Consider the following 26,282-nt stretch of genomic DNA (forward strand, 5'->3'; position numbering starts at 1 on the left):
CGCGCATTCCCCGTGGGCGGCCGACGAGGGCGGCCCGAGACGACACCGTGCGTTGCGCGCGGCCGACCGCCGTGATCCGGCGGCGGCATGCGATCCAATGCCAACGGGAGCTTCCCGCACATGACTGACTTCTTTCCTCAATTCGCCCAGCAGCTGGTCAACGGCCTGACGCTGGGTGCGATCTATGCGCTGATCGCCATCGGCTATTCGATGGTCTACGGCATCATCGGCATGATCAACTTCGCCCACGGCGAGATCTACATGATCGGCGCGTACGTGGGCCTCGTCACTCTCACTGCAATCGGCGTCTCCGCCGGCTATCCGCTGCCGCTCGTGCTCGGCGCCGCGCTGATCGTGTCGGTGATCGTCACCGGCCTGTACGGCTTCGCGGTCGAGCGCGTCGCGTATCGCCCGCTGCGCGGCGGCCCGCGCCTCGTGCCGCTGATCTCCGCGATCGGCATGTCGATCTTCCTGCAGAACTACGTGCAGATCGGCCAGGGCGCGCGCGACGTGTCCGTGCCGGTGCTGATCTCCGGCGCATTCGACATCCATCTCGGCGGCGACTACGACGTGACGGTGCCGTATGCGCGTCTGCTGATCGTCGGCGTGACGATCGTGCTGATGATCGCGCTCACGCTGTTCATCTCGCACTCGCGGATGGGCCGTGCGTGCCGCGCGTGCGCCGAGGACATGAAGATGGCGAACCTGCTCGGCATCGACACGAACCGCGTGATCTCGTTCACATTCGTGCTCGGTGCGATGCTCGCGGCCGTCGGCGGCGTGCTGATCGGGTTGACCATCGGCAAGCTGAATCCGTACATCGGCTTCGTCGCGGGCATCAAGGCGTTCACCGCCGCGGTGCTCGGCGGGATCGGCAGCATCCCGGGCGCGATGCTCGGCGGCGTGCTGCTGGGCCTGGCCGAAACCTTCGCCGCAGGCTACATGCCGGCCGAGTACAAGGACGTGGTCGCGTTCGGCCTGCTCGTGCTGATCCTGCTCTTCCGCCCGACCGGCCTGCTCGGCAAGTCGGACATCGAAAAGGTTTGAGGGAGACGCAGATGAGTCAAGTCATTTCCGTTCGCCGCCCGGCCGCCGACGCATCGGTCGGCCAGGCGCTGAAGAACGCCGTCGCCGCTGCGCTGCTGACGGCGATCCTCACGATTCCGGTGCTCGGGCTGCAGCTGAAGCTCGACGGCTATCAGGTGGTGCTGACGCCGCACTGGCGTCCGGTGTGGATCGCGGTCGCGGCCGTGTTCCTGTTCCAGTTGTTCAAGCCGTGGCTCGTGCGCGCGAAATCGGCAGTGAAGCTGCCGGCGATGCCCGCGATGGGTGCGCAGCAGCAGCGCGTGATCATCTGGGTGCTGCTCGCGGTCGGCCTCGTATGGCCGTTCTTCGGTTCGCGCGGCGCGGTGGACGTCGCGACGCTCGCGCTGATCTACGTGATCCTCGGCCTCGGGCTGAACATCGTGGTCGGCTTCGCGGGGCTGCTGGATCTCGGCTACGTCGGGTTCTACGCGGTCGGCGGCTATACGTACGCGATGCTGAACCAGTATTTCGGGCTGTCGTTCTGGGAATGCCTGCCGATCGCGGCGATCGCCGCGGCGACGTTCGGCTTCCTGCTCGGCTTCCCGGTGCTGCGCCTGCGCGGCGACTATCTCGCGATCGTCACGCTCGGCTTCGGCGAAATCATCCGCCTGCTCGCGAACAACCTGACGAGCCTGACCGGCGGCCCGGACGGCATCTCGGGCATTCCGAAGCCGACGGTGTTCGGCTTCGAGATGGCGCGCTCGGCGAGCGTCGAAGGCGCGAAGACGTTCCATGAACTGATCGGGCTGGAATACAGCGGCGAGCACATGGTGATCTTCCTGTATCTGATCGCGCTGGTGCTGGTCGGCTTCACGCTGTTCGTGACGAGCCGCCTGATCCGCATGCCGATGGGCCGTGCGTGGGAAGCGCTGCGCGACGACGAGATCGCGTGCCGTTCGCTGGGCCTGAACCCGACGCGCATCAAGCTGTCGGCGTTCACGCTCGGCGCGGCGTTCGCGGGGATCGGCGGCGCGTTCTTCGCCGCGCGTCAAGGCCTCGTGAATCCCGAATCGTTCACCTTCATCGAATCGGCGCTGATCCTCGCGATCGTCGTGCTCGGCGGGATGGGCTCGCAGCTCGGCGTGATTCTCGCGGCGATCCTGCTGACCGTGCTGCCGGAAGTCGCACGCGGTTTTGCCGAGTACCGGATGCTGATCTTCGGTCTGGTGATGGTGTTGATGATGATGTGGCGTCCGCAGGGCCTGCTGCCCGCGAGCCGCCCCCACGTGGAGCTGCCGCGATGAGCGCGAATGCAGAACTGTTGAAGGTCGCCGGGCTGCAGATGCGCTTCGGCGGGTTGCTCGCGGTGGACGGCATCGATTTCGACGTGCGCCGCGACGAGGTGTTCGCGATCATCGGGCCGAATGGCGCGGGCAAGACCACGGTGTTCAACTGCGTCGGCGGCTTCTACAAGCCGACCGGCGGCGACGTCGTGCTCGACGGCCACGCGATCGCAGGGCTGCCGAGCCACAAGATCGCGCTGAAGGGCCTGGTGCGCACGTTCCAGAACATCCGGCTGTTCAAGTCGCTGACGGTGGTCGAGAACCTGCTCGTCGCGCAGCATCGCAAGGTGAAGGCCGGGCTGCTGCACGGCCTGTTCGCGACGCCCGCGTATCGTCATGCGGAGAAGGAAGCGCTCGAACGCGCGGCCGTGTGGCTCGACCGGATGGGGCTGACGTCGGTCGCCAACCGGCCGGCCGGCACGCTGTCGTACGGGCACCAGCGGCGTCTGGAAATCGCGCGCTGCATGATCACCGAGCCGCGCCTGTTGATGCTCGACGAGCCGGCGGCCGGCCTCAACCCGCAGGAGAAGATCGAACTGCAGCACCTGATCGACAAGCTGCGCCGCGAGTTCGGCGTATCGGTGCTGCTGATCGAACACGACATGAGCCTCGTGATGGGCGTGTCGGACCGCATCCTCGTGATGGAGCACGGCCGGCCGATCGTGATCGGCACGCCGGAAGCGGTCCGCAACGACCCGCGCGTGATCAACGCGTATCTGGGGGAAGAGTGATGCTGAAGCTGGAACAGGTCCATACGCACTACGGCGCGGTCGAGGCGCTCGCGGGCGTGTCGATCGAGGTGAACAAGGGCGAGATCGTCACGCTGATCGGCAGCAACGGCGCCGGCAAGACGACGCTGATGATGACCGTATGCGGTACGCCGCGCGCGTCGTCGGGCCGCGTGCTGTTCGAGGGCAACGACATCACCGCGATGTCGACGCACCAGATCATGCGGCAGGGGATGGCGATTTCGCCGGAAGGGCGGCGCGTGTTCCCGAGTTTGACGGTGCTCGAGAACCTGAAGATGGGCGGCTTCTTCGCGAGCCGTCACGAGATCGACGACGGGATCGAGCACGTGTTCAAGCTGTTTCCGCGCCTGAAGGAACGCGCGACGCAGCGGGCCGGCACGATGTCGGGCGGCGAGCAGCAGATGCTCGCGATCGGCCGTGCGCTGATGAGCAAGCCGCGCTTGCTGCTGCTCGACGAGCCGACGCTCGGCCTCGCGCCGCTCGTGATCGCGCAGATCTTCGACATCATCCGCACGATTCGCGACGAAGGCGTGACGGTGTTCCTGGTCGAGCAGAACGCGAACAAGGCGCTCGGCGTGGCCGATCGCGGCTACGTGCTCGAAACGGGGCGCGTGGTGCTCGCCGACACGGGCGCGAACCTGCTCGCGAACGACCGGATCAAGCAGGCGTATCTCGGCGGGTAATGAAGGAAGCCGCCGGCCTGCAACGGGCCGGCGGTTTTTTTGCGCCCTTTCCCGATGTGCCGGTACGATGAGTGCCATGCCTGCTTGTGCAGCAAATCCGTAGCCGATTCGGCTTCGATCCTAGTCGAATGGGCTACTTCCTCGCTTCTCGGAGACAACCGATGAAGGTCAAACGGATCGTCGCCAATATCGACACACGCTCGATCGACGACGCGAAACGCTTCTACCAGCAGATCTTCGGTCTCGACCTGCTGATGGATCTCGGCTGGATCGCGACCTACGGCAACGCCGAGCGGATGAGCGTGCAGATCAGCTTTGCATCGCAGGGCGGATCGGGCACGCCGACGCCCGACCTGTCGATCGAAGTCGACGATCTCGACGAAGCGCTCGCGCGCATTCACGCCGCCCGCGTTCCCGTCGAATACGGTCCCGCCGACGAGCCGTGGGGTGTGCGGCGGTTTTTCGTGCGCGATCCGTTCGGCAAGCTCGTGAACGTGCTCGTTCACCGCTGAGCGCCGGAACGGCGGCGTCGCACGGCGCGCTTACGTGTGCAACGCCAGCCCCTTTACCGCCTTGTCCACGGCCTTCTTCGGCCCGTGCAACGCGAGGCCGACCAGATCGAGATTGTCCGCGTCCTCGGCGCGGAACGCTTCGCGATTGGCCGCGTCGTGCCCGGTCGAGAACATCGCGCGCACGTACGGCACGATCATCACTTCGCGCGACAGCGCGTGCCGGTGCGCGGCTTGCAGGCCGCCCAGATCGGCCGCGAACACCAGCATCGGCTGGCCCAACATGCGGCCGTAGCGGTTGCCGGCCGCATCCTCGTAAGGCTCGCCGATTGCGTCGGGCGCGCCGGCTGCGATGCCCGTCGCGAGAAACGCGACCACGTTGAGTTTCTGCCATGCCGCGAGATCGTCGCGCACGATCAATGCCACTTTGGTATCGAACATGAGTGCTCCGTCGTTGAAGCGCTCATGATCGGATGGCGCGGGGCGATCAGTCTGGAACGTTTGTGCACATTCGCCGATACGCGGCCGGCGTCATCCGGTATGCGCGGCGGAACCAGCGGCCGAGGTGGCTTTGGTCGGCGAAACCGACGTCCGCGGCGGCCTGCGCCGGCGTGCGGCCGGCCGCGAGCAGCCTGCGTGCCGCCCGCAGCCGCAAGCGCACGAGATACGCGTGCGGCGACGTGCCGTACGCGCGCTGGAACATCCGCGTGAGCCGGAAGCGGTCGATGCCGGCGACGCTCGCGAGTTCGTCGAGACCGATGTTGCCGTCCATCTGTTCGTGCAGCAGGTCGCGCACGCGCGCGATCGCGGGCGGCACGACGCGGCTTTCCAGCGCGACCGGGCCGCCCAGCTGAGTGCCGAGCCGCATCAGCAGGCGGTCGAGCGTCTGGTCGCGCGCGAGCCGGCCTTCGTTGTCGTGGATCGCGAAGAACGCGTTCCGGATCGCCCCGACGAGGCCGCGATCGTCGACGAGCGTTTGGCCGAACGTGGCTTCGACGCTGCCGAGACCCGGCAGGTCGAGGCGGCGCGCGGCGTGCTCGACCCACCCCTGCGGCAGGTACAGCATCCCGTACGTGAAGCCGCCCGCTTCGGGCGCGTGGCCGTCGTGGATCGCGCCCGGCTCGATCAGGATCGCGCGGCCAGGCACGCTCGTATGCAGCGAACGATGGCACTGGAAGCGCTGCACGCCCTGCTCGGTGAAGCCGACCAGCATGTCGTCGTGATCGTGCGCGTCGTATGCATGGCCGTTGAAATGCGCATGCAGGCTTTCGATGCCGGTTTCCGCATCGCGGCGCGCGACGAGCCAGTGGTCGGTCGTGCCGATGGCCTTTGCATCCGTCGTCATTGGGTGCCTCGCGCATCGTCGCTGCGTGACGGAGCGTGTACGCAGGCGGTGGAACAGGGTGGGCAAGTGCGGTTCATGCTTCGCTCGCCGCCGCCTGCTCGTCGCGCGCATATTGCGCGGGCGGCCGGCCGACATGCCGCGCGAACGCGACGCTGAACGTGCTCGCCGAGCTGTAGCCGACGCGCGCCGCGATCTCCGCGATGCGCCCTTCGTTGCGGCGGAGCAGATCCTTCGCGAGCGCCATGCGCCACGTCAGCAGGTATTCCATCGGCGCGACGCCGACCGCGCGGCTGAAGCGTTCGAAGAACGTCGAGCGCGACAGCGCGGCTTCCTTCGCGAGCTCGACGATCGTCCACGGGTGCGCGGGGCGTTCGTGCATCCGCCGCAGCGCGGCCGCCAGACGGCTGTCGGCGAGCCCGCGCACGAGGCCGGGCGATGCGTGCGTGCCGGTCGTGAACCGCAGCGCTTCGATCAGCAGCACCTCCAGCAAACGCGCCAGCACGATCTCGCGGGCAGGCCGCTGCGCGTGCGACTCGTCGCGCACGAGCTGCACGAGCGTGGTTAGCCGCGGCTCGCCGCGCACGTGCACGAAGCGGGGCAGCAACGACACCAGCAGCGCTGCATCGGGCGAACCGAAGCTGCAATTGCCGGCCATCATTCGCGTGTCGACCGGGTTCGCGGGATCGCCGATCCGGTATTCGCCGTGATCGAGCATGACCGGCGGCGCCGTCTCGACGCCCGGCGGCGGCGGTTCGAGGCTGGACATCGCGACGCCGTAGGCCGCCGGAATCAGCATGAAATCGCCGGCCAACAACTCGATCGGCGCGTGCCCGTCGATCGCGATCCGGCACCCGCCGTCGAGGATCGCGCAATAGAACGGTTCGCCGGCGACCGTGCGATTGATGGCCCACGGGCTCGCGCCGCGGACGTACTTGGCGTGCCGGGCGCCCGGTTGCAGCAGCGTCACGACTTCGGTCAGCGGGTCGATCATCGCCGGACTCTCGCAAAAGAAAAGCGGACTGCCGATTGTAGCGAATACGAGTCCGGCCATCTATCGTACGGACACATGCTCAACACATCCAGGAGTCCGCATGAAAACCGTACTGATTACCGGCTGTTCTTCCGGCTTCGGCCTCGAAATCGCGCGTCATTTTCTGGCGCGCGACTGGCGGGTCGTCGCGACGATGCGCAAGCCGGGCGACGACGTGCTGCCGCCGTCGGCGCGTTTGCGCGTGCTGCCGCTCGACGTGACCAATGACGACAGCATTCGCGCCGCGATCGACGCCGCCGGCCCGATCGACGTGCTCGTCAACAACGCGGGCTTCGGCGCGGCCGCCCCGGCCGAACTCGCGCCGCTCGATACCGTGCGCGCGCTGTTCGACACCAACACGATCGGCACGATCGCGGTGACGCAGGCCGTGCTGCCGCAGTTTCGCGCACGCGGCGCCGGCGTGGTCGTGAACGTCACGTCGAGCGTCACGCTGAAGGCGTTGCCGCTGGTGAGCGCGTATCGCGCGAGCAAGGCGGCGGTGAATGCGTTCACCGAATCGATGGCGGTCGAACTCGCGCCGTTCGGCGTGCGCGCGCATCTCGTGCTGCCGGGCCGCGCGCCGGACACGCGCTTCGCGGACAACGCACGGGCCAACATGCACGGCTTCGAGCACGAAGCGTATGCGGACTTCGTCGGCAAGGCCGTGGCGCGGATGCTCGATGCGTCGGGGCCGATCACCCATGCGCAGGACGTCGCCGAAGCCGTGTGGCGCGCGGCGACCGATCCGTCGAGCCCGATGCGGATGCCGGCCGGTGCCGATGCGCAAGCGTGGGCGGCGGAAGCGGGCTGAGCGGCCGGGAGCCCGTCGCGCCGGCCGGCCAACCGGTGCGACGGATCGCGCGAGGCCGAGCGGCGTTACGCTACACCGCGCGCGCGATCGCCTGCTCCAGCAGCGACAAACCGAGATCGATTTCCGCTTCGCTGACGGTCAGCGGCGGCGCGATCCGGAACACGCCGCCCATTCCGGGCAACTGCACGATGTTCATGCTGAGCCCGAGCTTCATGCACTCGCGCGTGATCTTCGCGCCGAGCCCGTCCGCCGGTTCCTTCGTGCGCCGGTCCTTGACGATTTCCACGCCGAGCAGCAGCCCGCGTCCGCGTACGTCGCCGATACAGTCGAAGCGCTCCATCAGGTCGAGCAGCCCGCGCCGCAGCCGGTCGCCCATCACGTTCGCGCGTTCCACGAGACCATCGCGCTGCACGACGTCCAGCACGCGCAGGCCGACCGCGGCCGGCAGCGGGTCCGACACGTGGGTCGTGTAGAACAGATAGCCGAGCTCGTGCGCGCGTTCCTCGATCCGTGCGGACGTGACGACGGCCGCGAGCGGCAGCCCCGCGCCGAGCGTCTTCGACAGCGTGAGGATGTCGGGCGTCACGCCGTCGCGCTGGCACGCGAACATCGTGCCGGTGCGGCCGACGCCCGTTTGCGCTTCGTCGAGGATCAGCAGCATGCCGCGCTCCTCGCACTTGCGCTTGAGCGCCGCCATGTAGCCTTCCGGCAACTCGATGATGCCGCCCGAGCTGAGGATCGGCTCCGCGATGAACGCGGCGAGGTTGCCGCTCGACTGGCGATCGATCAGGTCGAACGCGTAATCGAGCTCGGCAAGATAGTCGTACGTGCCGTTGCGCTCGAAGCGCGGGCGGTACGTGAACGGCGCCGGAATCGCGAACGAGCCGACCGCCGCCGGCCCGACACCCTTGCGGCCGGCGCTGTACGTCGCGGACGCCGCAGCGCCCGTCATCCCGTGCCACGACTGCGCGAAGCCGACGATCTCGTACTTGCCGGTGACGAGCTTCGCCATCCGGATCGCCGCTTCGTTCGATTCCGCGCCCGTGCTCAGCAGCAACGCGCGATCGAGGCCAGGCGGCGTGAGATCGGCGAGCCGAGTCGCGAGATCCACGACCGGGCGCGACAGCATCCCGCTGAACAGGTGGTCGAGCTTGCCCGCGTATTCGCCGATGACGGCGACGATCTCCGGATGGCTGTGTCCGAGCACCGCGCTCATCTGCCCCGACGTGAAATCGAGGATCGCGCGGCCCTCCGCATCGTAGACGAAGCTGCCTTGCGCGCGTTCGATGATGATCGGCTCGAACGTGCCGCCGTAGCGGATCAGGTGCTGCCTGGCGTTACGCCAGAAGGTTGCGTCGTCGTTCATGGACACCGGGCTTCTCCAGGCAAGGGCAGGGATCGCTTGCAGTCTAGGCGCCGGTCTGGTTTTATGGAAACGAATAGTTCTTATGCAAGGTAGAAAAGGAGCTAATACGTTGGCGCGTTTGCTCGATATCGATTTGCTGCGCTCGTTCGTCGCGATCGCCGAGGCGCGCGCGCTCAGCCGCGCGGCGGTGCGGGTCGGCCGCACGCAATCGGCGCTCAGCCAGCAGATGCGGCGGCTCGAAGACATCGTCGACCAGCCGCTGTTCCAGCGCACCGGGCGTGGTGTCGTGCTGACGCATCCCGGCGAGCGGCTGCTCGTGCATGCGCAGCGCATTCTGCGGCAGCACGACGAGGCGATGGCCGATCTGTGCGGCTCGGGTTTGTCGGGCACGATCCGGTTCGGGTGCCCGGACGATTACGCCGAAGTGTGGCTCCCGTCGCTGCTGCGGCAGTTTTCGAGCCAGCATCCGCACGCGATCGTCGAAGTCGTGTGCGGGCCGACGCCGCGCTTGATCGAACGCCTGGAGAAGCGCGCGATCGATCTGGCGATGATTTCCGTGCCGGACGACGGCGCGACCGACGACATCATTCGCCGCGAGCAACTGGTCTGGATCGGCTACCCGGGGCTCGAGCCCGCGCATTTCGATCCGCTGCCGCTCGCGCTGTCCGATCGCGATACGCTCGATCACGTCGCGGCGTGCGACGCGCTGAATCGCGCCGGCCGCGACTACCGCGTCGCGTATGCGAGCAGCAGCCTCGCGGGGCTGATCGCGCTGGTGCGTTCGGGGCAGGCGTTCGCGGTGATGACGCAGACCGCGGTGCCGGGCGACCTGGCGGTCATCGCCGGCGATCGTGGGCTGCCGCCGCTGCCGGCGGTGGGCGTTACGCTGAAGTTCGACCGCAAGCGGCCAGCGCATCTGACCGCGGCGTTCGCCGAGCATATTCGGGCGGTGTTGCCGGTGCTGTGACGGCAAAACGCCGCGCCGATCGCCGGCCGGCCGGTTTCACCAACCGCACACCGGCAGCCGGCGCGCGCCGCATCGGGTGGCGCGGCCGAAGCCGGCCGGCGCTCTAGAATTGACGCGTGACCGACCGGGATGCCGCTGCCCGGACGATGTTCCGATATCGCGGCCGGCTTGTCGGGCGAACCGCTCTCTTCAACGCAACGGATTCCAACATGCGCATCCCACCGCTCAAGGCGATCATCGCATTCGAAAGCGTAGCCCGCACCAAAAGCGTCAATCGCGCGGCGGAGGAGCTGGGGCTGACCGCGTCGGCCGTGAGCCACCAGCTCAGCAACCTCGAATCGCAGATCGGTCAGCCGTTGTTCCAGCGCTCGGGGCGCGGCCTCGTCCTCACGCCCACCGGCGAACGCTACCTGGCCGACGTCACGGGTTCGCTCGCCGATCTCAGCCGCGCGACCGAGCGCGCATCGAGCCGCACCGAGGTCGACATCCTGCGCGTGCATTCGAGCCCGAGCTTCGGGCTGATGTGGCTGCTGCCGCGGCTGTCGTCGTTTCAGGAAGCGAACGGCGATATCCAGCTGAACCTCGCGTGCTCGTACGAGAACGTGTCGTTCTCGAACGGCTTCTACGATATCGACGTCCGTCACGGCTACGGCAACTGGGACAACCTCGAGGTCAAGACGGTGCGCGGCGAGTTCATCGCGCCGCTCGCGTCGCCGCGGTACCTCGAACGGCATCCGGTGAACGCGCCGGAAGACCTGCTCGGTCATCGTCTGATCTATTCCGAAACGCCGCTGGTGCAGTGGAAGCAGTGGTTCGGCCGGGCCGGCGTGCCGCTTGCCGCGCAGAAGACGTTCGACTTCTCGTTCGACCGGTCCTACATGTCGCTCGAAACGGCCGCGCTCGGCCTCGGCATCGCGCTCGAAAGCCTGATGCTCGCATCGGTGAAGATTCGCGAAGGGCTGCTGGTGCCGGTGTTCGACGCGAGCCATGCGGTCGAAGTGGGCGCGCATCACCTCGTGTACCCGCGGCAGAACGCGGAGCTGCCGCGCGTGAAGCGCTTCCTTGCGTGGATCGAGCGGGAAGTCGCGACGCAGGGCCGCGCAAGCTGAGCGGAGCGGGTTCCGCCCGCGCGCCATACTGCGTCGCAGCACGCCGCGCCGGATCGCGCGGCGACATCTGAAATTTTCTCAGCTATGGCTGAGCGTTTCCGCGTTGATGCGGGTGTCCGGCGAGCCGACACTCTGCACACACACATCAACATAAGGAGACGACCGATGTTGCTCGACCGGAAAACCATCATCGTGACCGGCGCCGCGTCGCCGCGCGGCATCGGCAAGGCCACGGCCCGCGCACTGGCTGCCCACGGCGCGCGCGTGGCAATTCTCGACCTGCGTCGAGAAGACGCGGAAGCGGCGGCCGCGGACCTCGGCCCGGACCACCTGGGGCTCGCCTGCGACGTGACCGACCGCGACGCATGCGTGGCGGCCGCCCGCGCGACGCTCGAGCGCTTCGGCCGCATCGACGGCCTCGTGAACAACGCCGGCATCACGCAACCCGTGCGGACGATGGAGATTTCCGGGCGCGACTTCGACGCCATCGTCGACGTGAACCTGCGCGGCACGCTGTACATGTCGCAAGCGGTGCTTCCGGCGATGAAGGAGCAGCGCGGCGGCAGCATCGTGTGCATGTCGTCGGTGTCCGCGCAGCGTGGCGGCGGCATTTTCGGCGGGCCGCATTACAGCGCCGCGAAGGCCGGTGTGCTCGGCCTCGCGAAAGCGATGGCGCGCGAATTCGGCGCCGACCGTATCCGCATCAATTCGATCACGCCGGGCCTGATCCAGACCGACATCACCGGCGACAAGCTGACGCCCGCGATGCGCGAGGACATCGTCAACGGGATTCCGCTTGGCCGCCTCGGCGAGGCTGGCGACGTCGCCAATGCGTGCCTGTTCCTGCTGAGCGACCTGTCGAGCTATCTGACGGGCATCACGCTCGACGTCAATGGCGGGATGCTGATCCACTGACAACGGCGCCGCGGCACGCGCGGCGCTGCCCATCATGCACCCGGGACAACCCGGGGCCGTGGCAGGAGACAAACATGAGAGCCAAGTACTCCGCATCGCCGGTTCAGCACGAGATGCTGCAACTGGGCGATGCGCAGACGTTCGAAGCGGCGACCTATGCGAAGGTCGCGCGCCGGCTGATCCCGTTCCTGATGCTGTGCTACCTCGGTGCCTATCTGGACCGCGTCAACGTCGGCTTCGCGAAACTGCAGATGCTCAACGACCTGCGTTTCAGCGAGACCGTGTACGGGATGGGCGCAGGCATCTTCTTTCTCGGCTACTTTCTGTTCGAAGTCCCGAGCAACCTGATTCTGCATCGCGTCGGCGCGCGGCGCTGGCTCGCGCGCATCATGCTGACCTGGGCCGTGATTTCCGCGAGCTTCGTGTTCGTGAAATCGCCCACCCTGTTCTACGTGCTGCGGTTTCTGCTCGGCGTCGCCGAAGCAGGCTTCGCGCCGGGCGTGATCCTGTATCTCACGTACTGGTTCCCGGCGGCGCGGCGCGCGAAGGCGCTTTCGCTGTTCTTCATGGCGATTCCGCTGGCGGGAATCATCGGCGGGCCGCTGTCCGGCGCGATCATGCATTCGCTGCACGGCGCGATGTCGATGGCCGGCTGGAAGTGGCTGTTCCTGCTCGAAGCGCTGCCGTCGTTCGTGCTCGGCTTCGCGATCCTGCTGTATCTCGACGACGGCATCGACCGCGCAACATGGCTCACCGATGCCGAAAAGGCCTTGCTCGCGCGCAACGTTTCGGCCGACGCCGCACACACGACCGCCCACCTGTCGATCCGCGCATTCGTCGCCGATCGCCGGCTGTGGTTGATGGCCGCGATTTATTTCTGCGTCGTGCTCGGGCAGTATGGCCTCACGTTCTGGCTGCCGACGATCATTCGCAAGGCTGGCGTCGCCGATCCGCTGTGGGTCGGCCTGTTCACCGCGATTCCGTATGCGTGCGCGATCGTCGCGCTGCCGCTGATCGGCATGAGCGCCGACCGCCGCCGCGAGCGCCGCTTCCATCTCGCGATGCCGATGCTGATCGCCGCGGCGGGCTTCGCGGCGTTGCCGATGCTCGGCAGCGTCAGCGCGTCGATCGTGTGCCTGAGCATTGCGTCGGCCGGCATTCTCGCGTCGTCGTCGCAGTTCTGGTCGCTGCCGACGGCGCTCCTCGGCGGGATGTCGGCCGCCGCGGGCATCGCCGCGGTCAACTGCTTCGCGAACCTCGCGGGCTTCTTCTCGCCGGCGATCGTCGGCTGGCTGAACGACCTGACCGGCAAGTCGACCGCCGGGCTCGTCTTCATCTCCATTGCGATCACGTTCGGCGCGCTGCTGGTGTTCCTCGTGCCCCGATCCGTGAACCGCTGATCCGATCTGCATTCCTTCCGAACCGATACTGGAGTTATCGATGGAAACCGAAACCGTCCATGAAGCGGTCACGCTCGCCGAGCGCGCGTACCGCATCCGCAGAAACGCCGTGCTGATGGGCGAAGTCCAGGGCCAGGGCTATGTCGGCCAGGCGCTCGACATCGCGGACGTGCTGGCCGTCGCGTACTTCGGCGCGATGCGCTATCGCCCCGACGATCCCGAGTGGGAAGGGCGCGACCGCTTCCTGCTGTCGAACGGCCACTATGCGATCGCGCTGTACGCGGCGCTGTTCGAAGCCGGCATCCTGCCGGCCGACGAACTCGAAACCTACGGCAGCGACGACAGCCGTTTGCCGATGTCCGGGATGGCGAGCTACACGCCGGGGATGGAGATGTCCGGCGGCTCGCTCGGGCAGGGCCTGACGATCGCGGTCGGCCGCTGCCTCGGGCTCAAGCGCAACGGCTCGGACGCATTCGTCTACACGCTGTTCTCGGACGGCGAACTCGACGAAGGCGCGATCTGGGAAGGGCTGATGTCGGCCGCGCACTGGAAGCTCGACAACCTGATCGCGATCGTCGACGTGAACAACCAGCAGGCCGATGGCCCGTCGACGCAGATCATGGCGTTCGAGCCGCTGGTCGACAAGCTCGACGCGTTCGGCTGGTACACGCAACGTGTGGACGGCAACGACATCGATGCGGTGAAGCGCGCGTTCGACAATGCACGCGGACATGACGCGCCGCAGCCGCGCATCATCGTCTGCGACACGAAGATGGGGTGCGGCGTGCCGTTCCTCGAAGCACGCGAGAAAAACCATTTCATCCGGGTCGATGCGCACGAGTGGCAACTCGCGCTCGACGCACTCGAAGCAGGGAGACACGCATGAGCACCGCCGACGACAAGCCGCGCCTGAAGACCTCCGCGATGATCGCGTCCATCGCGGCCGACGGGCAGCCGACGCGTGCCGCGCCGTTCGGCCATGCGCTCGCGAAGCTCGCGCGCACGAGCGAGAACGTGATCGGCATGACGGCGGATCTCGGCAAGTACACCGACCTGCACATCTTCGCGAAGGAATTTCCGGAGCGCTATTACCAGATGGGGATGGCCGAGCAACTGCTGATGGGCGCCGCCGCCGGGTTCGCGCACGAAGGGGCGCAGCCGTTCGTCACGACCTATGCGGTATTCGCGACGCGCCGCGCGTACGACTTCATCCATCAGGCGATCGCCGAGGACAATCTCGACGTGAAGCTCGTGTGCGCGTTGCCGGGCCTCACGACCGGTTACGGGCCGAGCCATCAGGCGGCCGAGGACCTGGCGCTGATGCGCGCGATGCCGAACATGACCGTGATCGATCCGTGCGACGCGCTCGATATCGAGCAGATGGTGCCGGCGATTGCCGCGCACAAGGGGCCGGTGTATGCACGCCTGCTGCGCGGCAACGTGCCGGCCGTGCTCGACGAATACGATTACCGCTTCGAGCTCGGCAAGGCGAAGCTGCTGCGCGACGGCCGCGACGTGCTGCTGATCTCGTCCGGGATCATGACGATGCGCTCGCTCGAGGCCGCGAAGGCGCTTGAGGCCGACCGCATCGATGCTGCCGTGCTGCACGTGCCGACGATCAAGCCGCTCGATACGGCGACCATCGTCCGCGAGGCGTCGCGCAGCGGGCGCATGGCGATCGTCGCCGAAAATCATACGGTGATCGGCGGGCTCGGCGAAGCGGTGGCGACCGCACTGCTGGCGGCCGGCGTTGCCGTGCCGTTCCGGCAGATCGGGCTGCCCGATGCGTACCTTGCCGCGGGCGCGCTGCCGACGCTGCACGATCGTTACGGGATCTCGGCCGGTGCGATGCGGGCGAATATCCGGTCGTGGGTCGGATGACGGATCGAGTCCGGGGCCGCCGGCGATTCGCGCTCATGCCGGCGGCCCCGGATCGCAATCGGGTCGCACAGCCCCAGCCCTGAAAACAAAAAAACCGCGAAGCGTTGCGCTGTCGCGGTTTTTTGCATCTTTCCGAAAACACGGTGAAAACCGTATCTGGTGCCGACGGCGAGACTCGAACTCGCACGGCTTTCGCCACTACCCCCTCAAGATAGCGTGTCTACCAATTTCACCACGTCGGCACTTCGGTACTGCAAGGGCCGCAATTCTAGCGTCACATTGCACGTTTGTGAAGGGGGTGTGACACGATTGCGAGGAAGCCGAAGTCGATCCCGGTAAAATTCGCCGGATCGATTCCACGAACATCGCAACCCGAACCCGCTTTCTCCCCGTGACGACGACCCTCGAACAACTTCAGGCCGGCCAGCTCGCGGGCTCGCGGCAACTCAAGCTCGCGTGCGGGCTGACGGAATTTCCGCGCGAGATCTTCGATCTGGCCGACACGCTCGAAGTGCTCGACCTGTCCGGCAATGCGTTGTCCGAGTTGCCGGACGACCTGGCGCGGCTGCATCGGCTGCGCATCCTGTTCGCGTCGGGCAACCGCTTCACCGAGTTTCCGGAAGTACTCGGCAGCTGCGCGCAGCTCGACATGATCGGCTTCAAGGCGAACCGGATCCGCACGGTGCCGCGCGGTGCGCTGCCGCGCGCGCTGCGCTGGCTGATCCTGACCGACAACGAAATCGACGAACTGCCGGCCGGGATCGGCGACTGCCCGCGCTTGCAGAAGCTGATGCTCGCCGGCAACCGGCTGCGTGCGCTGCCGGCCGAAATGGCCGCCTGCCGCGCACTCGAACTGGTGCGTGTGTCGGCGAACCGGCTCGACGCGCTGCCGGACTGGCTGTTGCGGCTGCCGCGCCTCGCGTGGCTCGCGTCGGCCGGCAATCCGTTCGGCGCGGCGCCGGAGGCCGCGGCGTCGGCCGAACCGGGCGTCGCGGACATTCACTGGACGTCGCTGACCTGCGAGCAGAAGCTCGGCGAAGGCGCATCGGGCGTGATCTACCGTGCGCAGTGGCGCGCGGACGGTCACGCGCCGCGTGCGGTCGCGGTGAAGCTGTTCAGGGGCGCGGTGACGAGCGATGGCCTGCCCGACTGCGAAATGGCCGCGTGCCTGCACGCGGGGCGTCACCCGAACATGATTCCGGTGATCGGCAAGGTGCACGGTCATCCGGACGGCGCGCACGGCCTCGTGATGGAACTGGTCGATCCGGCGCTGACGAACCTCGCCGGGCCGCCGAGCTTCGCGTCCTGCACGCGCGACGTGTATGCAGCGGACGCGCGATTCGCGCCGGCCGACGCATCGCGGATCGCGCACGGCATCGCGTCGGTGGCTGCGCATCTGCATGCGCGCGGCATCATGCACGGCGACTTGTACGCGCACAACATCCTGCACGATGGCGCGGGCGGCGCGCTGCTCGGCGATTTCGGCGCGGCGTCGGTCTACGACGTGAACGATCGTGTGCGTGCGGCGCGGTTCGAACGGGTGGAGGTCAGGGCGTTCGGCCATCTGCTCGGCGAGTTGCGCGAGCGATGCGAGCCGCGGGCGTGGGACGGTGCGCACGCGCTCGACGCGCTGGCGGCTGCGTGCCTGAACGAGGACGTCGACGCGCGGCCGTCGTTCGACCAGATCGTGGCCGCGCTGGCCGCAGCGATGGACTGACTGACCGGTGCGCGGCCCGGTAATTGCCGCGCTGGCGCCGGCTCAGGCGTTCAAGCCTGTCGCGCGGTCAGCAGCTTGATCCCGAGCCCGACGAACAGCAGCCCGCTCGCGCGCTTGGCCGTGCGTACCCACGGGCTGACGCCGAAGCCGCGCTGCAGCCGGCGCACACCGAACGAATAAACGCTGTGCACGACGACCACGGTGCACGCGATCGTCGCGTACATCACGACGAACTGCACCGCGAGCGGGCGATCATGCGCAATGAATTGCGGCATGAACGCCGACATGAAGATCATCGTCTTCGGATTGCTGCCCGACACGAGCAGCGCTTCGCGGAACAGCTTCCTGCGGTCGGGCTCGGCAATTGCGGCGTTGCCGTCCGGCGAGCGCCGGCGGCGATCGCCGCGCAGTTGCCGGATGCCCAGAAAGATCAGATACCCGGCACCAACGATCTTCATCGCGATGAACAGCGGCGGCATCGCGGCCAGCACCGCGCCGACGCCGAGCGCGACCAGCATCACGACCGCGCCCTGCGCGACGAGATTGCCGGCGATCGTCGCGGCGGTGCCGCGCGAACCGTAGCGCACCGTGTTGCGGATGACGAGCAGCACGTTCGGGCCGGGCGACAGCGTCGTCGCGAGATAGGCTGCGGCAAACAACATCCAGGTCTGAACGGACATGCGGCGCTCCGGAGGGCGGGTTTTGCGGTCGGGGTGAATCCGTGCATGATGCCACGACGGCGCGCGACTCACCCCGACTCACCCCGACGCACCGCGTCAGCGCGCGTCGCGCACGCAGTATGCGGCGATCGGCGCCGGCGAATCGATCGCGGACGGCCGCGTGATCCACGCGACCCACGCCGCCCATAAACCGCAGACGATCAGCACGGCGAGATTCAGCGGCGTCCGGTGGCGGACGATCCGGTCGGCGAGCGGCGAGCGTTCGTTGCTCATGTTCATCTCCGTCGGTCGTGGCGTTGCGCCGTTACTGGCCGGTATACGACGGCGCCTTCGCGTCGCAGGTCACGGACACCGTCGAGCCGTCGGCGAAATGCAGCGTGAACGGCACCTTCGCGCCGGGCGCGACCGGCTTGCGCGGATCTTCGAGCATCACGTGATAGCTCTTCGGCTTGAACGTCACCGTGCCGTGCGCGGGCACGTCTACCGCATCGACGTGAACCATCTTCGCGGTGCTGCCGGCCGTCTGCGTTTCGTGGATCATCGCCATCCCGTACGCGGGCGTGCCGATGCCGGTGAGCGTGGCCGGCTTGTCGCCGTCGTTCTTCAGCGTGAAGTAGCCGGACGACGGCACCGTTGCCGGCATCGTGCGGATCCAGCATGCATCGGCCTGTACGGCCGACGCGGCGAACGTGGCGGGCGCCTGCGACGCCAGCAGCGCGACCAGCAGGCTGGCCGGAATCGAACGTTTCATTGAGTGCTTTCCTTATCGGGTATCGAATGTCGCCGCGCGGGCATCGTGTGCGTTACTTCACCGTGAACGTGTAGCGGCCCTGCGTGCGATGGCCGTCGCTCGCCACCGCGATCCATGCGACCGTGTACGTGCCGGCCGCGAGGTTCGTCAGCGCGACATGCATCCGCTTGCGATTGCCGGTGTCGACTGCCGATTTGCCGTCGGCGACCGACTGGCCGTGGCTGTCGGTGACGGCGATCGAGCTGAAGGCGGGTTCGAGCGTCTCGCTGAAGTCGATCGTGACCGCGTGCGGTGCGCTCGACAACGTCGCGTCGGCGGCGGGCTCCAGGGTTTTCGGGTGCGCGTGCGCGTGAGCGGCCTGAGCGAGGACGAAGCCGAGTGCAGCCAGTGCGCCGCGAACAAAGGAAGTGGTTTTCATGGTTGGTAGTCCGGTTGGAGATGGCAAGGAGGGCGATACGTTCGACGGGGCGCCGCACGCGCACGCATGCGCGGCACGACGCCGCGAGCGATACGGTCGAACAGGAACGTCCGTCGAGACGTGGCACGACAGGCACGCGCATGCGCGTGCGGACGACGCGCGATGCGCTATCGCATCACGCGTTGTGACGGCGAATCAGAAGGAGAACGGCGGCGCGCGCGGTTGCGCGGCCGTGAGCGGCAGCGCGCGACGCAGGCTTTCGAAGCGGGTCGCTGCGCGATGCTGGAGAGGGGCGATGTTGGCCGCGAACGTCTGTTCGGGCGCGGGCAGGGCCGGTGTATGCGCGAACACGCTGCAATAGCCGCAAGCCTGCAGATGGGCGTGCAGGCGCTTCGATGGCGAATCGCCGACGTGGTCGGCGCCCGCCGGCTCCGCCGTGCAGTAGCCGGCGAGCAGCGCATCGACGCGGCCTTGCGTGGTCAGCGCCTGCGAGATCGTCGGCGCGAGCGTCGTCATCAGGATGGCGAGCATCCCGATCAGACTGACGATCTTCCGGAGACGACGACTCAGCATGCGATGCGCGGCGGCGTATGGATAACGATGGAGCGGATTATGCCACGCACCCGCCGCGCGGGGATGCTCGCGCGTCGATTCCGGGAGTGCTGCGCGGAGCGGGCAGAGAGGCGCGGCGCGCCTACGCGTGCTTCGCCAGATACTTCGCGATCAGCGTCATCTGCGCGGCCCAGCCCTGATCGTTCATCTCGCGCGCCGTCGCCCGGCGCGCTTCGATCAGTTGATCGAAGCCCGTTTCGGTGACGGTCAGCCGCGTGTGGCCGTCCGCTTCCGCGAGTGCGAACGTGACGAGCGTCATCGGCTCGGACGCGTAGTCGAAGTTCGGATCGATCGCGAACGGATGCCAGCGAAACGAGAGCAGCTGCTTCGGCTCGATGCGGTCGACGACGATTTCGAACACGGCGCCGGCATACGGCTCCTGCGCCTTCGCGACGTCGTCGTCGACGCGCGTCGGCGTGATGCGGCCGAACAGCGTCTGGCCGGCCACGAACGGGCCGTCGAAGGTCACGCCGAACCAGGTGCCGAATTCCCCGGCGTTGCTGACGGCTTCCCACACGCGCGCGAGCGGCGCGGCGAGCAGTGCTTGCTTCTCGATGCGATCGGTTGACCGGGTCATCTCGTTCTCCAGGCGGGCATCATCGTTGCGGGACGGCGTGCGCACGCGCGCCGCGTTCAGTCGATCATCTCCGCGCCGGGCACGTCGAGCACGACATCCGACGTCGCGACGGCCACGCACGGCAGCGTATAGCCGTCGGCCTTTTCGTCGCGGCTCAGGCCTGGCCATTCGATCGTGTAGCGAACGGTGCCGCTGACGATCCTGCACAGGCAACTGCGGCACGTGCCGTTGCGGCACGAGCGCGGCAGCCGGACGTGCGCGAACGCGGCGGCCTCGAGCAGCGTCAGCGAATCGGGCGCGTCGAACGTCGCGCCGAGCGGCTCGATGCGCACGAGAGGCGGATGGTCGGGATCGGTCATGGGTCGAAGCGGGCGACAGAGTGCGGCGGATGCAGGGTAAAGCAAGCGCCAAGCATAACCGAACGTGCGAGCGGCCGGCGGCAGCCGGCCGGGGGCGTCAGTGGCGGCGCAGGTAGCGGTACACGGTGTTGCGCGCGAGCCCGAGCTCGCGCGCGGCCGCCGACACGTTGCCGCCGTGCCGCGCGAGCACCGCGTCGATCACCGCGGCCTGATGGCTCTGCAGCGTGGTCGCTTCACGCGTGCTGGCGGGTGCGGTGTTCGCCGCGGGCGCGTCGTCGCAGTCGAGCCAGAAATCGTCCGGCAGGTGCGCGAGCGCGATTTCGTCTTCATCCTCGGCGAGCATGCCGGCCGTTCGCAGCACGTTGGTCATTTGCCGCAGATTGCCGGGCCAGCGGTGACGCGTGAACGCGTCGAGCACGTCGGTCGCGACGCGCGTCGGCATCGGTTCGCTGCGTGCGAGCCGCGCGAGAATCCGTTCGACGAGCACGGGCAGGTCGGTGCGCGCGGCGAGCGCCGGCAGCGTGACCGCGAGCCCGTTGATCCGGTAGAACAGGTCTTCGCGGAACGTGCCTGCGGCGATCATCGCGCGCAGGTCGCGGTGCGTCGCGCACACCACGCGGACGTCGACCGGCACCGCGCGCGCGCCGCCGAGCGGCATCACCGCGCGTTCCTGCAGCACGCGCATCAGCCGGACCTGCTGCGCGAGCGGCATGTCGCCGATTTCGTCGAGAAACAGCGTGCCGCCGTCGGCCTGCGCGATCTTGCCGGGGCTGCCGCGCTTGCGTGCGCCGGTGAACGCGCCGTCCTCGTAGCCGAACAATTCGGCTTCGATCAGGGAATCCGGCAGCGCCGCGCAGTTGACCGCGACGAACGGGCCGTCCGCGCGCGGCGACGCGTGGTGCAGCGCCCGTGCGAGCCACTCCTTGCCGGTGCCGGTCTGGCCGAGGATCAGCAGCGGCAGGTCGCGCCCGCGGATCTTCGCGACGCGTTCGAGTACCGCGGCCATTCGTGCGTCGCCGGTGTCGAGCGTCGCGAACGTGATCGCGTCGGGGTCCGGTGCGCGCGTGCGCGACGCAGCGGGGGCGGGCGGCGTGACGGCGACTGCCGTCCTGTGGGCTTCCGCGAATTCGCAGCGGGCGAGCACGCGCACGCCGGTCGACAGCGTGAGGCGGAACGGCGCGCCGGGCGCGCGTGCCGCGTGCTGCGCGAGCTGGGCGAAGTGCATGCCGAACAGCGCGTCGCAGCTTTGATGCTGCAGTGCGTCGAAGGTGGCGCCGAGCTGGAATTGCGCGCTGCGGTTCGCGGCGATCAGCCCGCCGTCGGGGCCGAACGCGACGAGGCCGGCGAACAGCGAGTCCACGCAGTCCTCGTGCGCGTGGAAGCGCAGGCGCAGCGCTTCCGCGCACTGGTTCGCGAACAGGTGGTTCTCGATGAGTTGCGAGGACATCCGCACGAGCGTGAGCGTATGCGGACTGAAGCCGCGCGGGTCGCCGCTCACGTCGAGCGTGCCGAGCGTGCGGCCGAACGGATCGATGATTGGTGCGCACGAGCAGGTGAGGATGTGATTCGCGCGCAGGAAGTGTTCGGACGCGTGCACCGCGACGGCCTGGCCCGATGCGAGCGCGGTGCCGATCGCATTGGTGCCGCGCGCGCGTTCGGCCCATGACACGCCGGTGCACAGCGCGACGCGGTTGGCCTTTTCGATGAAGTCTGCGTCGCCGATGCTGTGCAAGATCACGCCGTCGGCGTCGGTGAGCAGCACGAGGCTTTGCGTGTCGGCGATCTGCGCGTGCAGGTTCTCCATCACGGGGCGCGCGTGCGCGAACAGCGCGTGGTTCGTGTCGAGCAGTTCGCGCAGTGCGAGCCGCGACAGCGGCGAGAAATCCGGGCGTTCGTCTGCGCGCAGGCCGACCGCGGTCGAACGGGCATGCGCCTGCGCGAGCAGGTCGGTGCGGCCCGCGGTGGCGGGCAGCACGAAAGATTGAGGCATGTCTTGTCTCCTGTCGGCCCCAGTTAGCGCTTTAGCGCTTACTGGGGCCCCATGCACCGCGGTCGGCCCCAGTTAGCGCTTTAGCGCTTACTGGGGCCCCATGCACCGCGGTCGGCCCCAGTTAGCGCTTTAGCGCTTACTGGGGCCCCATGCTTCGCGGTCGGCCCCAGTTGGCGCTTTAGCGCTTGCTGGGGCCCCATGCTTGGCGGTCGGTCCCAGTTGGCGCTTTAACGCTTACTGGAGCCCCATGCACCGCGGTCGGCCCGAGTTGGCGCTTTAACGCTTGCTGGGGCCCCATGCTTCGCGGTCGGTGAGCGCGAGGCTTCAGCGCATGCGCAGGCCGGACGCTCGCGTTCGACCCACCGTGACGCTTCGCACCGCACCATCCGCCACCCGGGCCGCCGCCATCGATATCGCCTCATCATACAAGCGCCGCGCGCGTTGCGCGACCGCGTACAAAAACCCCTTGCTTTTGAGCGCCCGGCTGCAATGATGGAAATGGAACACGCACGCGCCGTGTTCTGCATTGCAACATGCATGCGACGCGACATGCATCCGTTCGGGAGACGCATCATGGTTCGGACGGAACTGAGAGTCGTGCTGGCGGCCATCGCCACCTTCATCATGCTGGGCGGCATCGCCGTGGCGATCCACGGTCTGCTGTTCGATCTGACCAACGCGGTGCAATACGGGGCGGCCGCGATCGCGGTAGGCGCCACGACCGCCGCGATCGCGCTGAACGTCTGGCCGACCGATCCCCACTGACGCCGCTCCGAAAACGGTGCCGGATGTCGCGCTGGTCTGATGAAAATGCGCGTCGGAACGGCGCGCATCCAAAATTTGCCTCCTGCGCGAAACCGTCTAAAGTGGAATGCAACCGGCATGCATTGTCCGCGCCATACCCCCGTGGATCGTGCCTCTGCCGGCGAGCCCGCGTACATTTTCGTCCGGCCGGTAGCGGACGACGGACGCGGTCATTTGCTTTCTACCGGACGATAGGCGGCTCCCATGCAGATTCACTTCACGAATGAGAAGCCCGAATATTCGGGGCGCGATCTGATGCTGGGGTTTACGGCGCTGGTCAATGGCGAGCGCGTCCAATGTCAGATCACCGCCGAGGCGCTGGAGGACCATTTCGGCGCGGCATCGCCGCGCTTCGAGGACATGGTCGGCGCGTACGATCAGCACCGCGAGCGCATCGAGGCGGCCGCGCGGCGGCTGTTGTCCGAAACGCGCGCGCAGTGCGTGACGCTGCGCAGCGGCTACGTGCGCTTCTACGAGGCGAACTGGCGCTGAACCGGACGACCGGCAGCGACGGAGCGGGCGCCGAATACCGGCGCCCGTGTCGTATCCGGCACGCCCGATGTATCGCGCGGCCGATGCGCGCGGCCCGCGCCGCGCGATCGCGCAATTGTCGGCACCTGCGTCCCCCGATTTTCCTGACCGTTGCCCGGATCCGCGCGCATCCGGCAAGCGAGCGGCGCGATTCGATACGGATCCCGTAGCGCTTGCGCCGGGCATGATCGATCGACGCATCGGGTGCCGCGCGTTGGCGCAAACAGCAACGCCACCCGAAGGTGGCGTTGCTCGCAACGTGTCGCGCACCGATGCGCGCGCGTCATTCGCTGCCGAGATAGAAGAAGCGGAACAGGAACACGGCGGCGATGATCCACACGATCGGCTTCACCGTGCGGCCCTGGCCCGTCAGCAGCTTCAGGCCGCCGTACGCGATGAAGCCGAACGCGACGCCATTCGCGATCGAGTACGTGAACGGCATCAGCAGCGCGGTCAGCGCGGCCGGCACGGCCTCGGTCGCATCGTCCCACGGCACGTCGACCATCTCGCGCAGCATCAGGCACGACACGTACAGCAGCGCCGGCGCCGTCGCATACGCCGGCACGACGCCGGCGAGCGGCGCGATGAACAGGCACGCGAGGAACAGCACCGCGACGGTGATCGCCGTCACGCCCGTGCGGCCGCCGGCCTGCACGCCCGATGCGCTCTCGATATACGCGGTGGTCGACGACGTGCCGAGCACCGAGCCCGCGACGATCGCGGTGCTGTCGGCGAGCAGCGCCTTGTTCAGCCGGTTCATCTTGCCTTCGACGAGCAGGCCCGCGCGGTTCGCGACGCCCATCAGCGTGCCGGTCGCGTCGAACAGTTCGACCAGGAAGAACACGAGGATCACGTTGATGATGCCGGTCGACAGCGCGGCGCCGATGTCGAGCTTGAACAGCGTCGCGTCGATCGACGGCGGCGCCGAGAACACGCCGTGGAACTGGTTGTCGCCGAAGAAGAACGACAGGATCGTCACGCCGATGATGCCGATCAGGATCGCGCCGCGCACGCGCAGGTGGTCGAGCGTGACGATCGTGAAGAAGCCGACGATCGCGAGGATCGTCGTGGGCTTGTGCAGGTCGCCGAGCGTGACGAGCGTGGCCGGGTTGCCGACGATCACGCCCGACGTCTTCAGCGAAATGATCCCGAGGAACAGGCCGATGCCGGCGGTGATCGAGATGCGCAGCGATTTCGGAATGCCGTTGACGATCGCCTCGCGCACGCGGAACAGCGTGACGAGCAGGAACAGGCAGCCGGAAACGAACACTGCGCCGAGCGCGGCCTGCCACGTGAAGCCCATTCCCTTGACGACGGTGTACGCGAAATACGCGTTCAGGCCCATGCCGGGCGCGCATGCGATCGGGTAGTTCGCGTACAGCCCCATGATCAGCGACGCCAGCGCCGCGACGAGGCAGGTCGCGACGAACACCGATTCCTTCGGCATGCCGGCGTCGCCGAGGATCGCCGGGTTGACGAAGATGATGTAGGCCATCGTCAGGAACGTGGTGACGCCCGCGAGTATTTCGGTGCGGAAGTCGGTGCCGGCTTCAGCGAAGCCGAAATACCGCTTGATGAATTCCATGAAGGCGTTTCTCCGGTCGGGATGTCGTGTTGCTTGTTGTTTGGGCCGAATTGTTGTAACGGCAGCGCGCGGCCGGCGTACTGTAACCAGCCACTATTGCGACGCTATCGGCGGATTGTAATAGCGCGGATAGCTCCGACGATATAGTCGCGGGGCACGATCGCGCGCGTTCGCGCGAACCGCCGGATCGACCGGCGCGCGACGAAGGCGCGCATTTTACCGGTTCGGACGAAGCCGGCCGGCAGAAACGACGGAAGCGACGATGGAAACGTTTCGACGACGCGCGGGCCGTGCCGGCCGATGCGGATGCAACGGCATCGCCGATGCCGCGCACGAAGCCGCCATGCGAAGACGTGCGGCTGCCGGGAAGCATCCGCATGCGGGACAGGAGCGTGATGGACGCCGGATGCACGCATGCGTGAACGCGCTCACACCACCGGCGCGGGTGCGCGGCAGCGTGCGGCGGACCGATTCGTCTGCTCAGGCGATCCCAGATATCGGGCTATCGTGCTCCGAAGCCGTCGCGTCCGCAACCATCATTTCGAGATGCGGGGCCGACTGTGGTTTCTGTGTAAAAGAATGCAAGACGTCATCGCGTAAACCGGCAAGTGTTTCTAGGATAGATACACCGCGCGCACACGCCGGCCGGTTGCTGCCGATGCGGGGGAGTCGCAGTCCGTGCAGGCCAGGCGGTGAAGTGCGGTGACGGTCGCGGCGCATTCGGGCAGGACGCGACCGGTTGCGATTGCCCGATGCGGGTTCGTCCGTAATCACGGAGGTCAGCATGTTGAACTGGATCAGCCGTTGGGCGATGCGACACGCCCCCACGCCGGAAAAAACCGCTGCGTCGATGCTCGTGACGGCGCGCATGGAACTGTTCGCAGCCGAACAGCGCGTCATCGATGCGAAATTACAAGCGGATTACTGGCGTACACGTGTGTCATTTCTCGAGGAGGTGCAGAAGCAAGGCATCGACCCGTGGGTGACTTCGCAGGCGGCGCAACGCCCCGACCTCGATTCCACTCCCCGCAGCACGGGCCCGCGTCTCGCCGCCAGCACCTGATGCACACGTTGCTTGTGAAAGCTGCGCACGGCGCGCGATCGCGCGCGGCACGCATCGGCGT

General features: G+C 67.5%; 29 protein-coding genes and 1 tRNA gene. 16 read left to right on the forward strand and 14 right to left on the reverse strand.

Annotation, left to right across the window (positions count from 1 at the left end):
- The first annotated feature begins 120 nt into the window (after positions 1 to 120).
- The 5 genes from livH (at position 121) to BSE24067_RS00785 (ending at position 4,313) form a co-directional block, all read left to right on the forward strand.
- On the forward strand, positions 121 to 1,047 hold the full coding sequence (gene livH / locus BSE24067_RS00765; protein WP_151062751.1) for a high-affinity branched-chain amino acid ABC transporter permease LivH: 927 nt from the start codon (positions 121 to 123) through the stop codon (positions 1,045 to 1,047).
- Positions 1,048 to 1,058: 11 nt separating this feature from the next.
- Entirely contained in the window at positions 1,059 to 2,330 is a 1,272-nt protein-coding gene (locus BSE24067_RS00770; RefSeq protein ID WP_151062750.1) for a high-affinity branched-chain amino acid ABC transporter permease LivM, read from the forward strand.
- The gene (livG, locus tag BSE24067_RS00775) at positions 2,327 to 3,100 is read left to right on the forward strand and encodes a high-affinity branched-chain amino acid ABC transporter ATP-binding protein LivG (protein WP_151062749.1); all 774 of its coding nucleotides are present in this window, start codon (positions 2,327 to 2,329) and stop codon (positions 3,098 to 3,100) included. Before BSE24067_RS00770 ends, livG begins: the two co-directional genes overlap by 4 nt.
- Positions 3,100 to 3,801 carry an ABC transporter ATP-binding protein gene (locus tag BSE24067_RS00780; protein WP_011694813.1) on the forward strand — a complete coding sequence of 234 codons (702 nt, stop codon included), beginning with the start codon at positions 3,100 to 3,102 and terminating at the stop codon, positions 3,799 to 3,801. Before livG ends, BSE24067_RS00780 begins: the two co-directional genes overlap by 1 nt.
- A gap of 161 nt (positions 3,802 to 3,962) precedes the next feature.
- Positions 3,963 to 4,313, forward strand: a complete 351-nt coding sequence (locus BSE24067_RS00785) for a VOC family protein (protein ID WP_151062748.1) — start codon at positions 3,963 to 3,965, stop codon at positions 4,311 to 4,313.
- 30 nt (positions 4,314 to 4,343) lie between these two features.
- Here the strand turns inward: BSE24067_RS00785 and BSE24067_RS00790 are convergent, their stop codons facing one another.
- The 3 genes from BSE24067_RS00790 to BSE24067_RS00800 form a co-directional block, all read right to left on the reverse strand.
- Positions 4,344 to 4,751, reverse strand: a complete 408-nt coding sequence (locus BSE24067_RS00790; RefSeq protein ID WP_151062747.1) for a DUF2000 family protein — start codon at positions 4,749 to 4,751, stop codon at positions 4,344 to 4,346.
- A 46-nt stretch (positions 4,752 to 4,797) separates the two neighbouring features.
- Positions 4,798 to 5,655: a helix-turn-helix domain-containing protein gene (locus tag BSE24067_RS00795; RefSeq protein WP_151062746.1), complete on the reverse strand. Its 858-nt coding sequence runs from the start codon at positions 5,653 to 5,655 to the stop codon at positions 4,798 to 4,800.
- Between the two features lie 73 nt (positions 5,656 to 5,728).
- Positions 5,729 to 6,706 carry an AraC family transcriptional regulator gene (locus BSE24067_RS00800; RefSeq protein ID WP_151062745.1) on the reverse strand — a complete coding sequence of 326 codons (978 nt, stop codon included), beginning with the start codon at positions 6,704 to 6,706 and terminating at the stop codon, positions 5,729 to 5,731.
- A gap of 40 nt (positions 6,707 to 6,746) precedes the next feature.
- Between BSE24067_RS00800 and BSE24067_RS00805 the strand changes: the two genes are divergently transcribed.
- Positions 6,747 to 7,496 (forward strand): SDR family oxidoreductase, encoded by a 750-nt coding sequence (locus BSE24067_RS00805; protein WP_151062744.1) that lies wholly within the window; start codon positions 6,747 to 6,749, stop codon positions 7,494 to 7,496.
- 70 nt (positions 7,497 to 7,566) lie between these two features.
- Here the strand turns inward: BSE24067_RS00805 and BSE24067_RS00810 are convergent, their stop codons facing one another.
- Positions 7,567 to 8,868 carry an aspartate aminotransferase family protein gene (locus tag BSE24067_RS00810; protein WP_151062743.1) on the reverse strand — a complete coding sequence of 434 codons (1,302 nt, stop codon included), beginning with the start codon at positions 8,866 to 8,868 and terminating at the stop codon, positions 7,567 to 7,569.
- A gap of 76 nt (positions 8,869 to 8,944) precedes the next feature.
- Between BSE24067_RS00810 and BSE24067_RS00815 the strand changes: the two genes are divergently transcribed.
- The 6 genes from BSE24067_RS00815 to BSE24067_RS00840 all read left to right on the forward strand — a co-directional run bounded on the left by BSE24067_RS00815 (position 8,945) and on the right by BSE24067_RS00840 (position 15,134).
- Positions 8,945 to 9,829 (forward strand): LysR family transcriptional regulator, encoded by an 885-nt coding sequence (locus tag BSE24067_RS00815; protein WP_174904668.1) that lies wholly within the window; start codon positions 8,945 to 8,947, stop codon positions 9,827 to 9,829.
- A gap of 209 nt (positions 9,830 to 10,038) precedes the next feature.
- The gene (locus BSE24067_RS00820) at positions 10,039 to 10,938 is read left to right on the forward strand and encodes a LysR substrate-binding domain-containing protein (protein ID WP_151062741.1); all 900 of its coding nucleotides are present in this window, start codon (positions 10,039 to 10,041) and stop codon (positions 10,936 to 10,938) included.
- A gap of 165 nt (positions 10,939 to 11,103) precedes the next feature.
- Positions 11,104 to 11,853 carry an SDR family NAD(P)-dependent oxidoreductase gene (locus BSE24067_RS00825; protein ID WP_151062740.1) on the forward strand — a complete coding sequence of 250 codons (750 nt, stop codon included), beginning with the start codon at positions 11,104 to 11,106 and terminating at the stop codon, positions 11,851 to 11,853.
- A gap of 74 nt (positions 11,854 to 11,927) precedes the next feature.
- Positions 11,928 to 13,253: an MFS transporter gene (locus BSE24067_RS00830; RefSeq protein ID WP_151062739.1), complete on the forward strand. Its 1,326-nt coding sequence runs from the start codon at positions 11,928 to 11,930 to the stop codon at positions 13,251 to 13,253.
- A 40-nt stretch (positions 13,254 to 13,293) separates the two neighbouring features.
- Positions 13,294 to 14,139: a transketolase gene (locus tag BSE24067_RS00835; RefSeq protein WP_151062738.1), complete on the forward strand. Its 846-nt coding sequence runs from the start codon at positions 13,294 to 13,296 to the stop codon at positions 14,137 to 14,139.
- Positions 14,136 to 15,134 carry a transketolase family protein gene (locus BSE24067_RS00840; RefSeq protein WP_151062737.1) on the forward strand — a complete coding sequence of 333 codons (999 nt, stop codon included), beginning with the start codon at positions 14,136 to 14,138 and terminating at the stop codon, positions 15,132 to 15,134. The genes BSE24067_RS00835 and BSE24067_RS00840 overlap by 4 nt, the downstream gene beginning before the upstream one ends.
- Positions 15,135 to 15,291: 157 nt before the next feature.
- On the opposite strand, the gene BSE24067_RS00845 is transcribed toward BSE24067_RS00840, so the two are convergent.
- A tRNA-Leu gene (locus tag BSE24067_RS00845) sits at positions 15,292 to 15,376 on the reverse strand.
- Positions 15,377 to 15,525: 149 nt separating this feature from the next.
- Here BSE24067_RS00845 and BSE24067_RS00850 point away from each other — a divergent pair.
- Positions 15,526 to 16,851 carry a leucine-rich repeat-containing protein kinase family protein gene (locus BSE24067_RS00850; RefSeq protein ID WP_151062736.1) on the forward strand — a complete coding sequence of 442 codons (1,326 nt, stop codon included), beginning with the start codon at positions 15,526 to 15,528 and terminating at the stop codon, positions 16,849 to 16,851.
- A 50-nt stretch (positions 16,852 to 16,901) separates the two neighbouring features.
- Here BSE24067_RS00850 and BSE24067_RS00855 read toward each other — a convergent pair whose 3' ends face one another.
- The 8 genes from BSE24067_RS00855 to BSE24067_RS00890 all read right to left on the reverse strand — a co-directional run bounded on the left by BSE24067_RS00855 (position 16,902) and on the right by BSE24067_RS00890 (position 22,238).
- Positions 16,902 to 17,531 (reverse strand): LysE family translocator, encoded by a 630-nt coding sequence (locus BSE24067_RS00855; RefSeq protein ID WP_151062735.1) that lies wholly within the window; start codon positions 17,529 to 17,531, stop codon positions 16,902 to 16,904.
- A 96-nt stretch (positions 17,532 to 17,627) separates the two neighbouring features.
- The gene (locus tag BSE24067_RS00860) at positions 17,628 to 17,804 is read right to left on the reverse strand and encodes a hypothetical protein (RefSeq protein ID WP_170297412.1); all 177 of its coding nucleotides are present in this window, start codon (positions 17,802 to 17,804) and stop codon (positions 17,628 to 17,630) included.
- 31 nt (positions 17,805 to 17,835) lie between these two features.
- A complete protein-coding gene (locus BSE24067_RS00865) occupies positions 17,836 to 18,282 on the reverse strand; it encodes a copper chaperone PCu(A)C (RefSeq protein ID WP_151062734.1) in 447 nt (148 codons plus the stop codon).
- Positions 18,283 to 18,334: 52 nt separating this feature from the next.
- The gene (gene copC, locus BSE24067_RS00870) at positions 18,335 to 18,700 is read right to left on the reverse strand and encodes a copper homeostasis periplasmic binding protein CopC (RefSeq protein WP_151062733.1); all 366 of its coding nucleotides are present in this window, start codon (positions 18,698 to 18,700) and stop codon (positions 18,335 to 18,337) included.
- 195 nt (positions 18,701 to 18,895) lie between these two features.
- Positions 18,896 to 19,273, reverse strand: a complete 378-nt coding sequence (locus tag BSE24067_RS00875; RefSeq protein ID WP_151062732.1) for a DUF2946 domain-containing protein — start codon at positions 19,271 to 19,273, stop codon at positions 18,896 to 18,898.
- A gap of 121 nt (positions 19,274 to 19,394) precedes the next feature.
- Entirely contained in the window at positions 19,395 to 19,889 is a 495-nt protein-coding gene (locus BSE24067_RS00880) for an SRPBCC family protein (protein ID WP_151062731.1), read from the reverse strand.
- Between the two features lie 56 nt (positions 19,890 to 19,945).
- Positions 19,946 to 20,248, reverse strand: coding sequence for a 2Fe-2S iron-sulfur cluster-binding protein (locus BSE24067_RS00885; protein ID WP_151062730.1), 303 nt, complete (start codon positions 20,246 to 20,248; stop codon positions 19,946 to 19,948).
- Positions 20,249 to 20,345: 97 nt separating this feature from the next.
- A complete protein-coding gene (locus tag BSE24067_RS00890) occupies positions 20,346 to 22,238 on the reverse strand; it encodes a sigma-54-dependent Fis family transcriptional regulator (RefSeq protein ID WP_151062729.1) in 1,893 nt (630 codons plus the stop codon).
- Between the two features lie 573 nt (positions 22,239 to 22,811).
- On the opposite strand from BSE24067_RS00890, the gene BSE24067_RS00895 reads away from it, so the two are divergent.
- Both BSE24067_RS00895 and BSE24067_RS00900 read left to right on the forward strand, forming a co-directional pair.
- Entirely contained in the window at positions 22,812 to 23,003 is a 192-nt protein-coding gene (locus BSE24067_RS00895) for a DUF2964 family protein (RefSeq protein WP_151062727.1), read from the forward strand.
- 243 nt (positions 23,004 to 23,246) lie between these two features.
- On the forward strand, positions 23,247 to 23,534 hold the full coding sequence (locus BSE24067_RS00900; RefSeq protein WP_014898618.1) for a DUF1488 family protein: 288 nt from the start codon (positions 23,247 to 23,249) through the stop codon (positions 23,532 to 23,534).
- A gap of 322 nt (positions 23,535 to 23,856) precedes the next feature.
- Here BSE24067_RS00900 and BSE24067_RS00905 read toward each other — a convergent pair whose 3' ends face one another.
- Positions 23,857 to 25,158 carry an NCS2 family permease gene (locus BSE24067_RS00905; protein WP_151062726.1) on the reverse strand — a complete coding sequence of 434 codons (1,302 nt, stop codon included), beginning with the start codon at positions 25,156 to 25,158 and terminating at the stop codon, positions 23,857 to 23,859.
- A gap of 784 nt (positions 25,159 to 25,942) precedes the next feature.
- On the opposite strand from BSE24067_RS00905, the gene BSE24067_RS00910 reads away from it, so the two are divergent.
- Positions 25,943 to 26,221: a hypothetical protein gene (locus BSE24067_RS00910; RefSeq protein ID WP_006480752.1), complete on the forward strand. Its 279-nt coding sequence runs from the start codon at positions 25,943 to 25,945 to the stop codon at positions 26,219 to 26,221.
- Positions 26,222 to 26,282: the final 61 nt, after the last annotated feature.

It is taken from the genome of Burkholderia latens (genome assembly GCF_902499045.1).
Classification (GTDB): domain Bacteria; phylum Pseudomonadota; class Gammaproteobacteria; order Burkholderiales; family Burkholderiaceae; genus Burkholderia; species Burkholderia latens.

Excerpts from the sequence above, each read along its gene's own strand:
- BSE24067_RS00895 (WP_151062727.1), top strand. The coding sequence starts at position 22,812 with ATGGTTCGGACGGAACTGAGAGTCGTGCTGGCGGCCATCGCCACCTTC.
- BSE24067_RS00880 (WP_151062731.1), bottom strand. The coding sequence starts at position 19,889 with ATGACCCGGTCAACCGATCGCATCGAGAAGCAAGCACTGCTCGCCGCG.
- BSE24067_RS00785 (WP_151062748.1), top strand. The coding sequence starts at position 3,963 with ATGAAGGTCAAACGGATCGTCGCCAATATCGACACACGCTCGATCGAC.
- BSE24067_RS00780 (WP_011694813.1), top strand. The coding sequence starts at position 3,100 with ATGCTGAAGCTGGAACAGGTCCATACGCACTACGGCGCGGTCGAGGCG.
- BSE24067_RS00890 (WP_151062729.1), bottom strand. The coding sequence starts at position 22,238 with ATGCCTCAATCTTTCGTGCTGCCCGCCACCGCGGGCCGCACCGACCTG.
- BSE24067_RS00840 (WP_151062737.1), top strand. The coding sequence starts at position 14,136 with ATGAGCACCGCCGACGACAAGCCGCGCCTGAAGACCTCCGCGATGATC.
- BSE24067_RS00875 (WP_151062732.1), bottom strand. The coding sequence starts at position 19,273 with ATGCTGAGTCGTCGTCTCCGGAAGATCGTCAGTCTGATCGGGATGCTC.
- livH (WP_151062751.1), top strand. The coding sequence starts at position 121 with ATGACTGACTTCTTTCCTCAATTCGCCCAGCAGCTGGTCAACGGCCTG.
- BSE24067_RS00855 (WP_151062735.1), bottom strand. The coding sequence starts at position 17,531 with ATGTCCGTTCAGACCTGGATGTTGTTTGCCGCAGCCTATCTCGCGACG.
- BSE24067_RS00835 (WP_151062738.1), top strand. The coding sequence starts at position 13,294 with ATGGAAACCGAAACCGTCCATGAAGCGGTCACGCTCGCCGAGCGCGCG.
- BSE24067_RS00830 (WP_151062739.1), top strand. The coding sequence starts at position 11,928 with ATGAGAGCCAAGTACTCCGCATCGCCGGTTCAGCACGAGATGCTGCAA.
- BSE24067_RS00815 (WP_174904668.1), top strand. The coding sequence starts at position 8,945 with ATGCAAGGTAGAAAAGGAGCTAATACGTTGGCGCGTTTGCTCGATATC.
- BSE24067_RS00905 (WP_151062726.1), bottom strand. The coding sequence starts at position 25,158 with ATGGAATTCATCAAGCGGTATTTCGGCTTCGCTGAAGCCGGCACCGAC.
- copC (WP_151062733.1), bottom strand. The coding sequence starts at position 18,700 with ATGAAAACCACTTCCTTTGTTCGCGGCGCACTGGCTGCACTCGGCTTC.
- BSE24067_RS00805 (WP_151062744.1), top strand. The coding sequence starts at position 6,747 with ATGAAAACCGTACTGATTACCGGCTGTTCTTCCGGCTTCGGCCTCGAA.
- BSE24067_RS00800 (WP_151062745.1), bottom strand. The coding sequence starts at position 6,706 with ATGGCCGGACTCGTATTCGCTACAATCGGCAGTCCGCTTTTCTTTTGC.
- BSE24067_RS00820 (WP_151062741.1), top strand. The coding sequence starts at position 10,039 with ATGCGCATCCCACCGCTCAAGGCGATCATCGCATTCGAAAGCGTAGCC.
- BSE24067_RS00790 (WP_151062747.1), bottom strand. The coding sequence starts at position 4,751 with ATGTTCGATACCAAAGTGGCATTGATCGTGCGCGACGATCTCGCGGCA.
- BSE24067_RS00795 (WP_151062746.1), bottom strand. The coding sequence starts at position 5,655 with ATGACGACGGATGCAAAGGCCATCGGCACGACCGACCACTGGCTCGTC.
- BSE24067_RS00860 (WP_170297412.1), bottom strand. The coding sequence starts at position 17,804 with ATGAGCAACGAACGCTCGCCGCTCGCCGACCGGATCGTCCGCCACCGG.
- BSE24067_RS00900 (WP_014898618.1), top strand. The coding sequence starts at position 23,247 with ATGCAGATTCACTTCACGAATGAGAAGCCCGAATATTCGGGGCGCGAT.
- livG (WP_151062749.1), top strand. The coding sequence starts at position 2,327 with ATGAGCGCGAATGCAGAACTGTTGAAGGTCGCCGGGCTGCAGATGCGC.
- BSE24067_RS00825 (WP_151062740.1), top strand. The coding sequence starts at position 11,104 with ATGTTGCTCGACCGGAAAACCATCATCGTGACCGGCGCCGCGTCGCCG.
- BSE24067_RS00910 (WP_006480752.1), top strand. The coding sequence starts at position 25,943 with ATGTTGAACTGGATCAGCCGTTGGGCGATGCGACACGCCCCCACGCCG.
- BSE24067_RS00770 (WP_151062750.1), top strand. The coding sequence starts at position 1,059 with ATGAGTCAAGTCATTTCCGTTCGCCGCCCGGCCGCCGACGCATCGGTC.
- BSE24067_RS00885 (WP_151062730.1), bottom strand. The coding sequence starts at position 20,248 with ATGACCGATCCCGACCATCCGCCTCTCGTGCGCATCGAGCCGCTCGGC.
- BSE24067_RS00865 (WP_151062734.1), bottom strand. The coding sequence starts at position 18,282 with ATGAAACGTTCGATTCCGGCCAGCCTGCTGGTCGCGCTGCTGGCGTCG.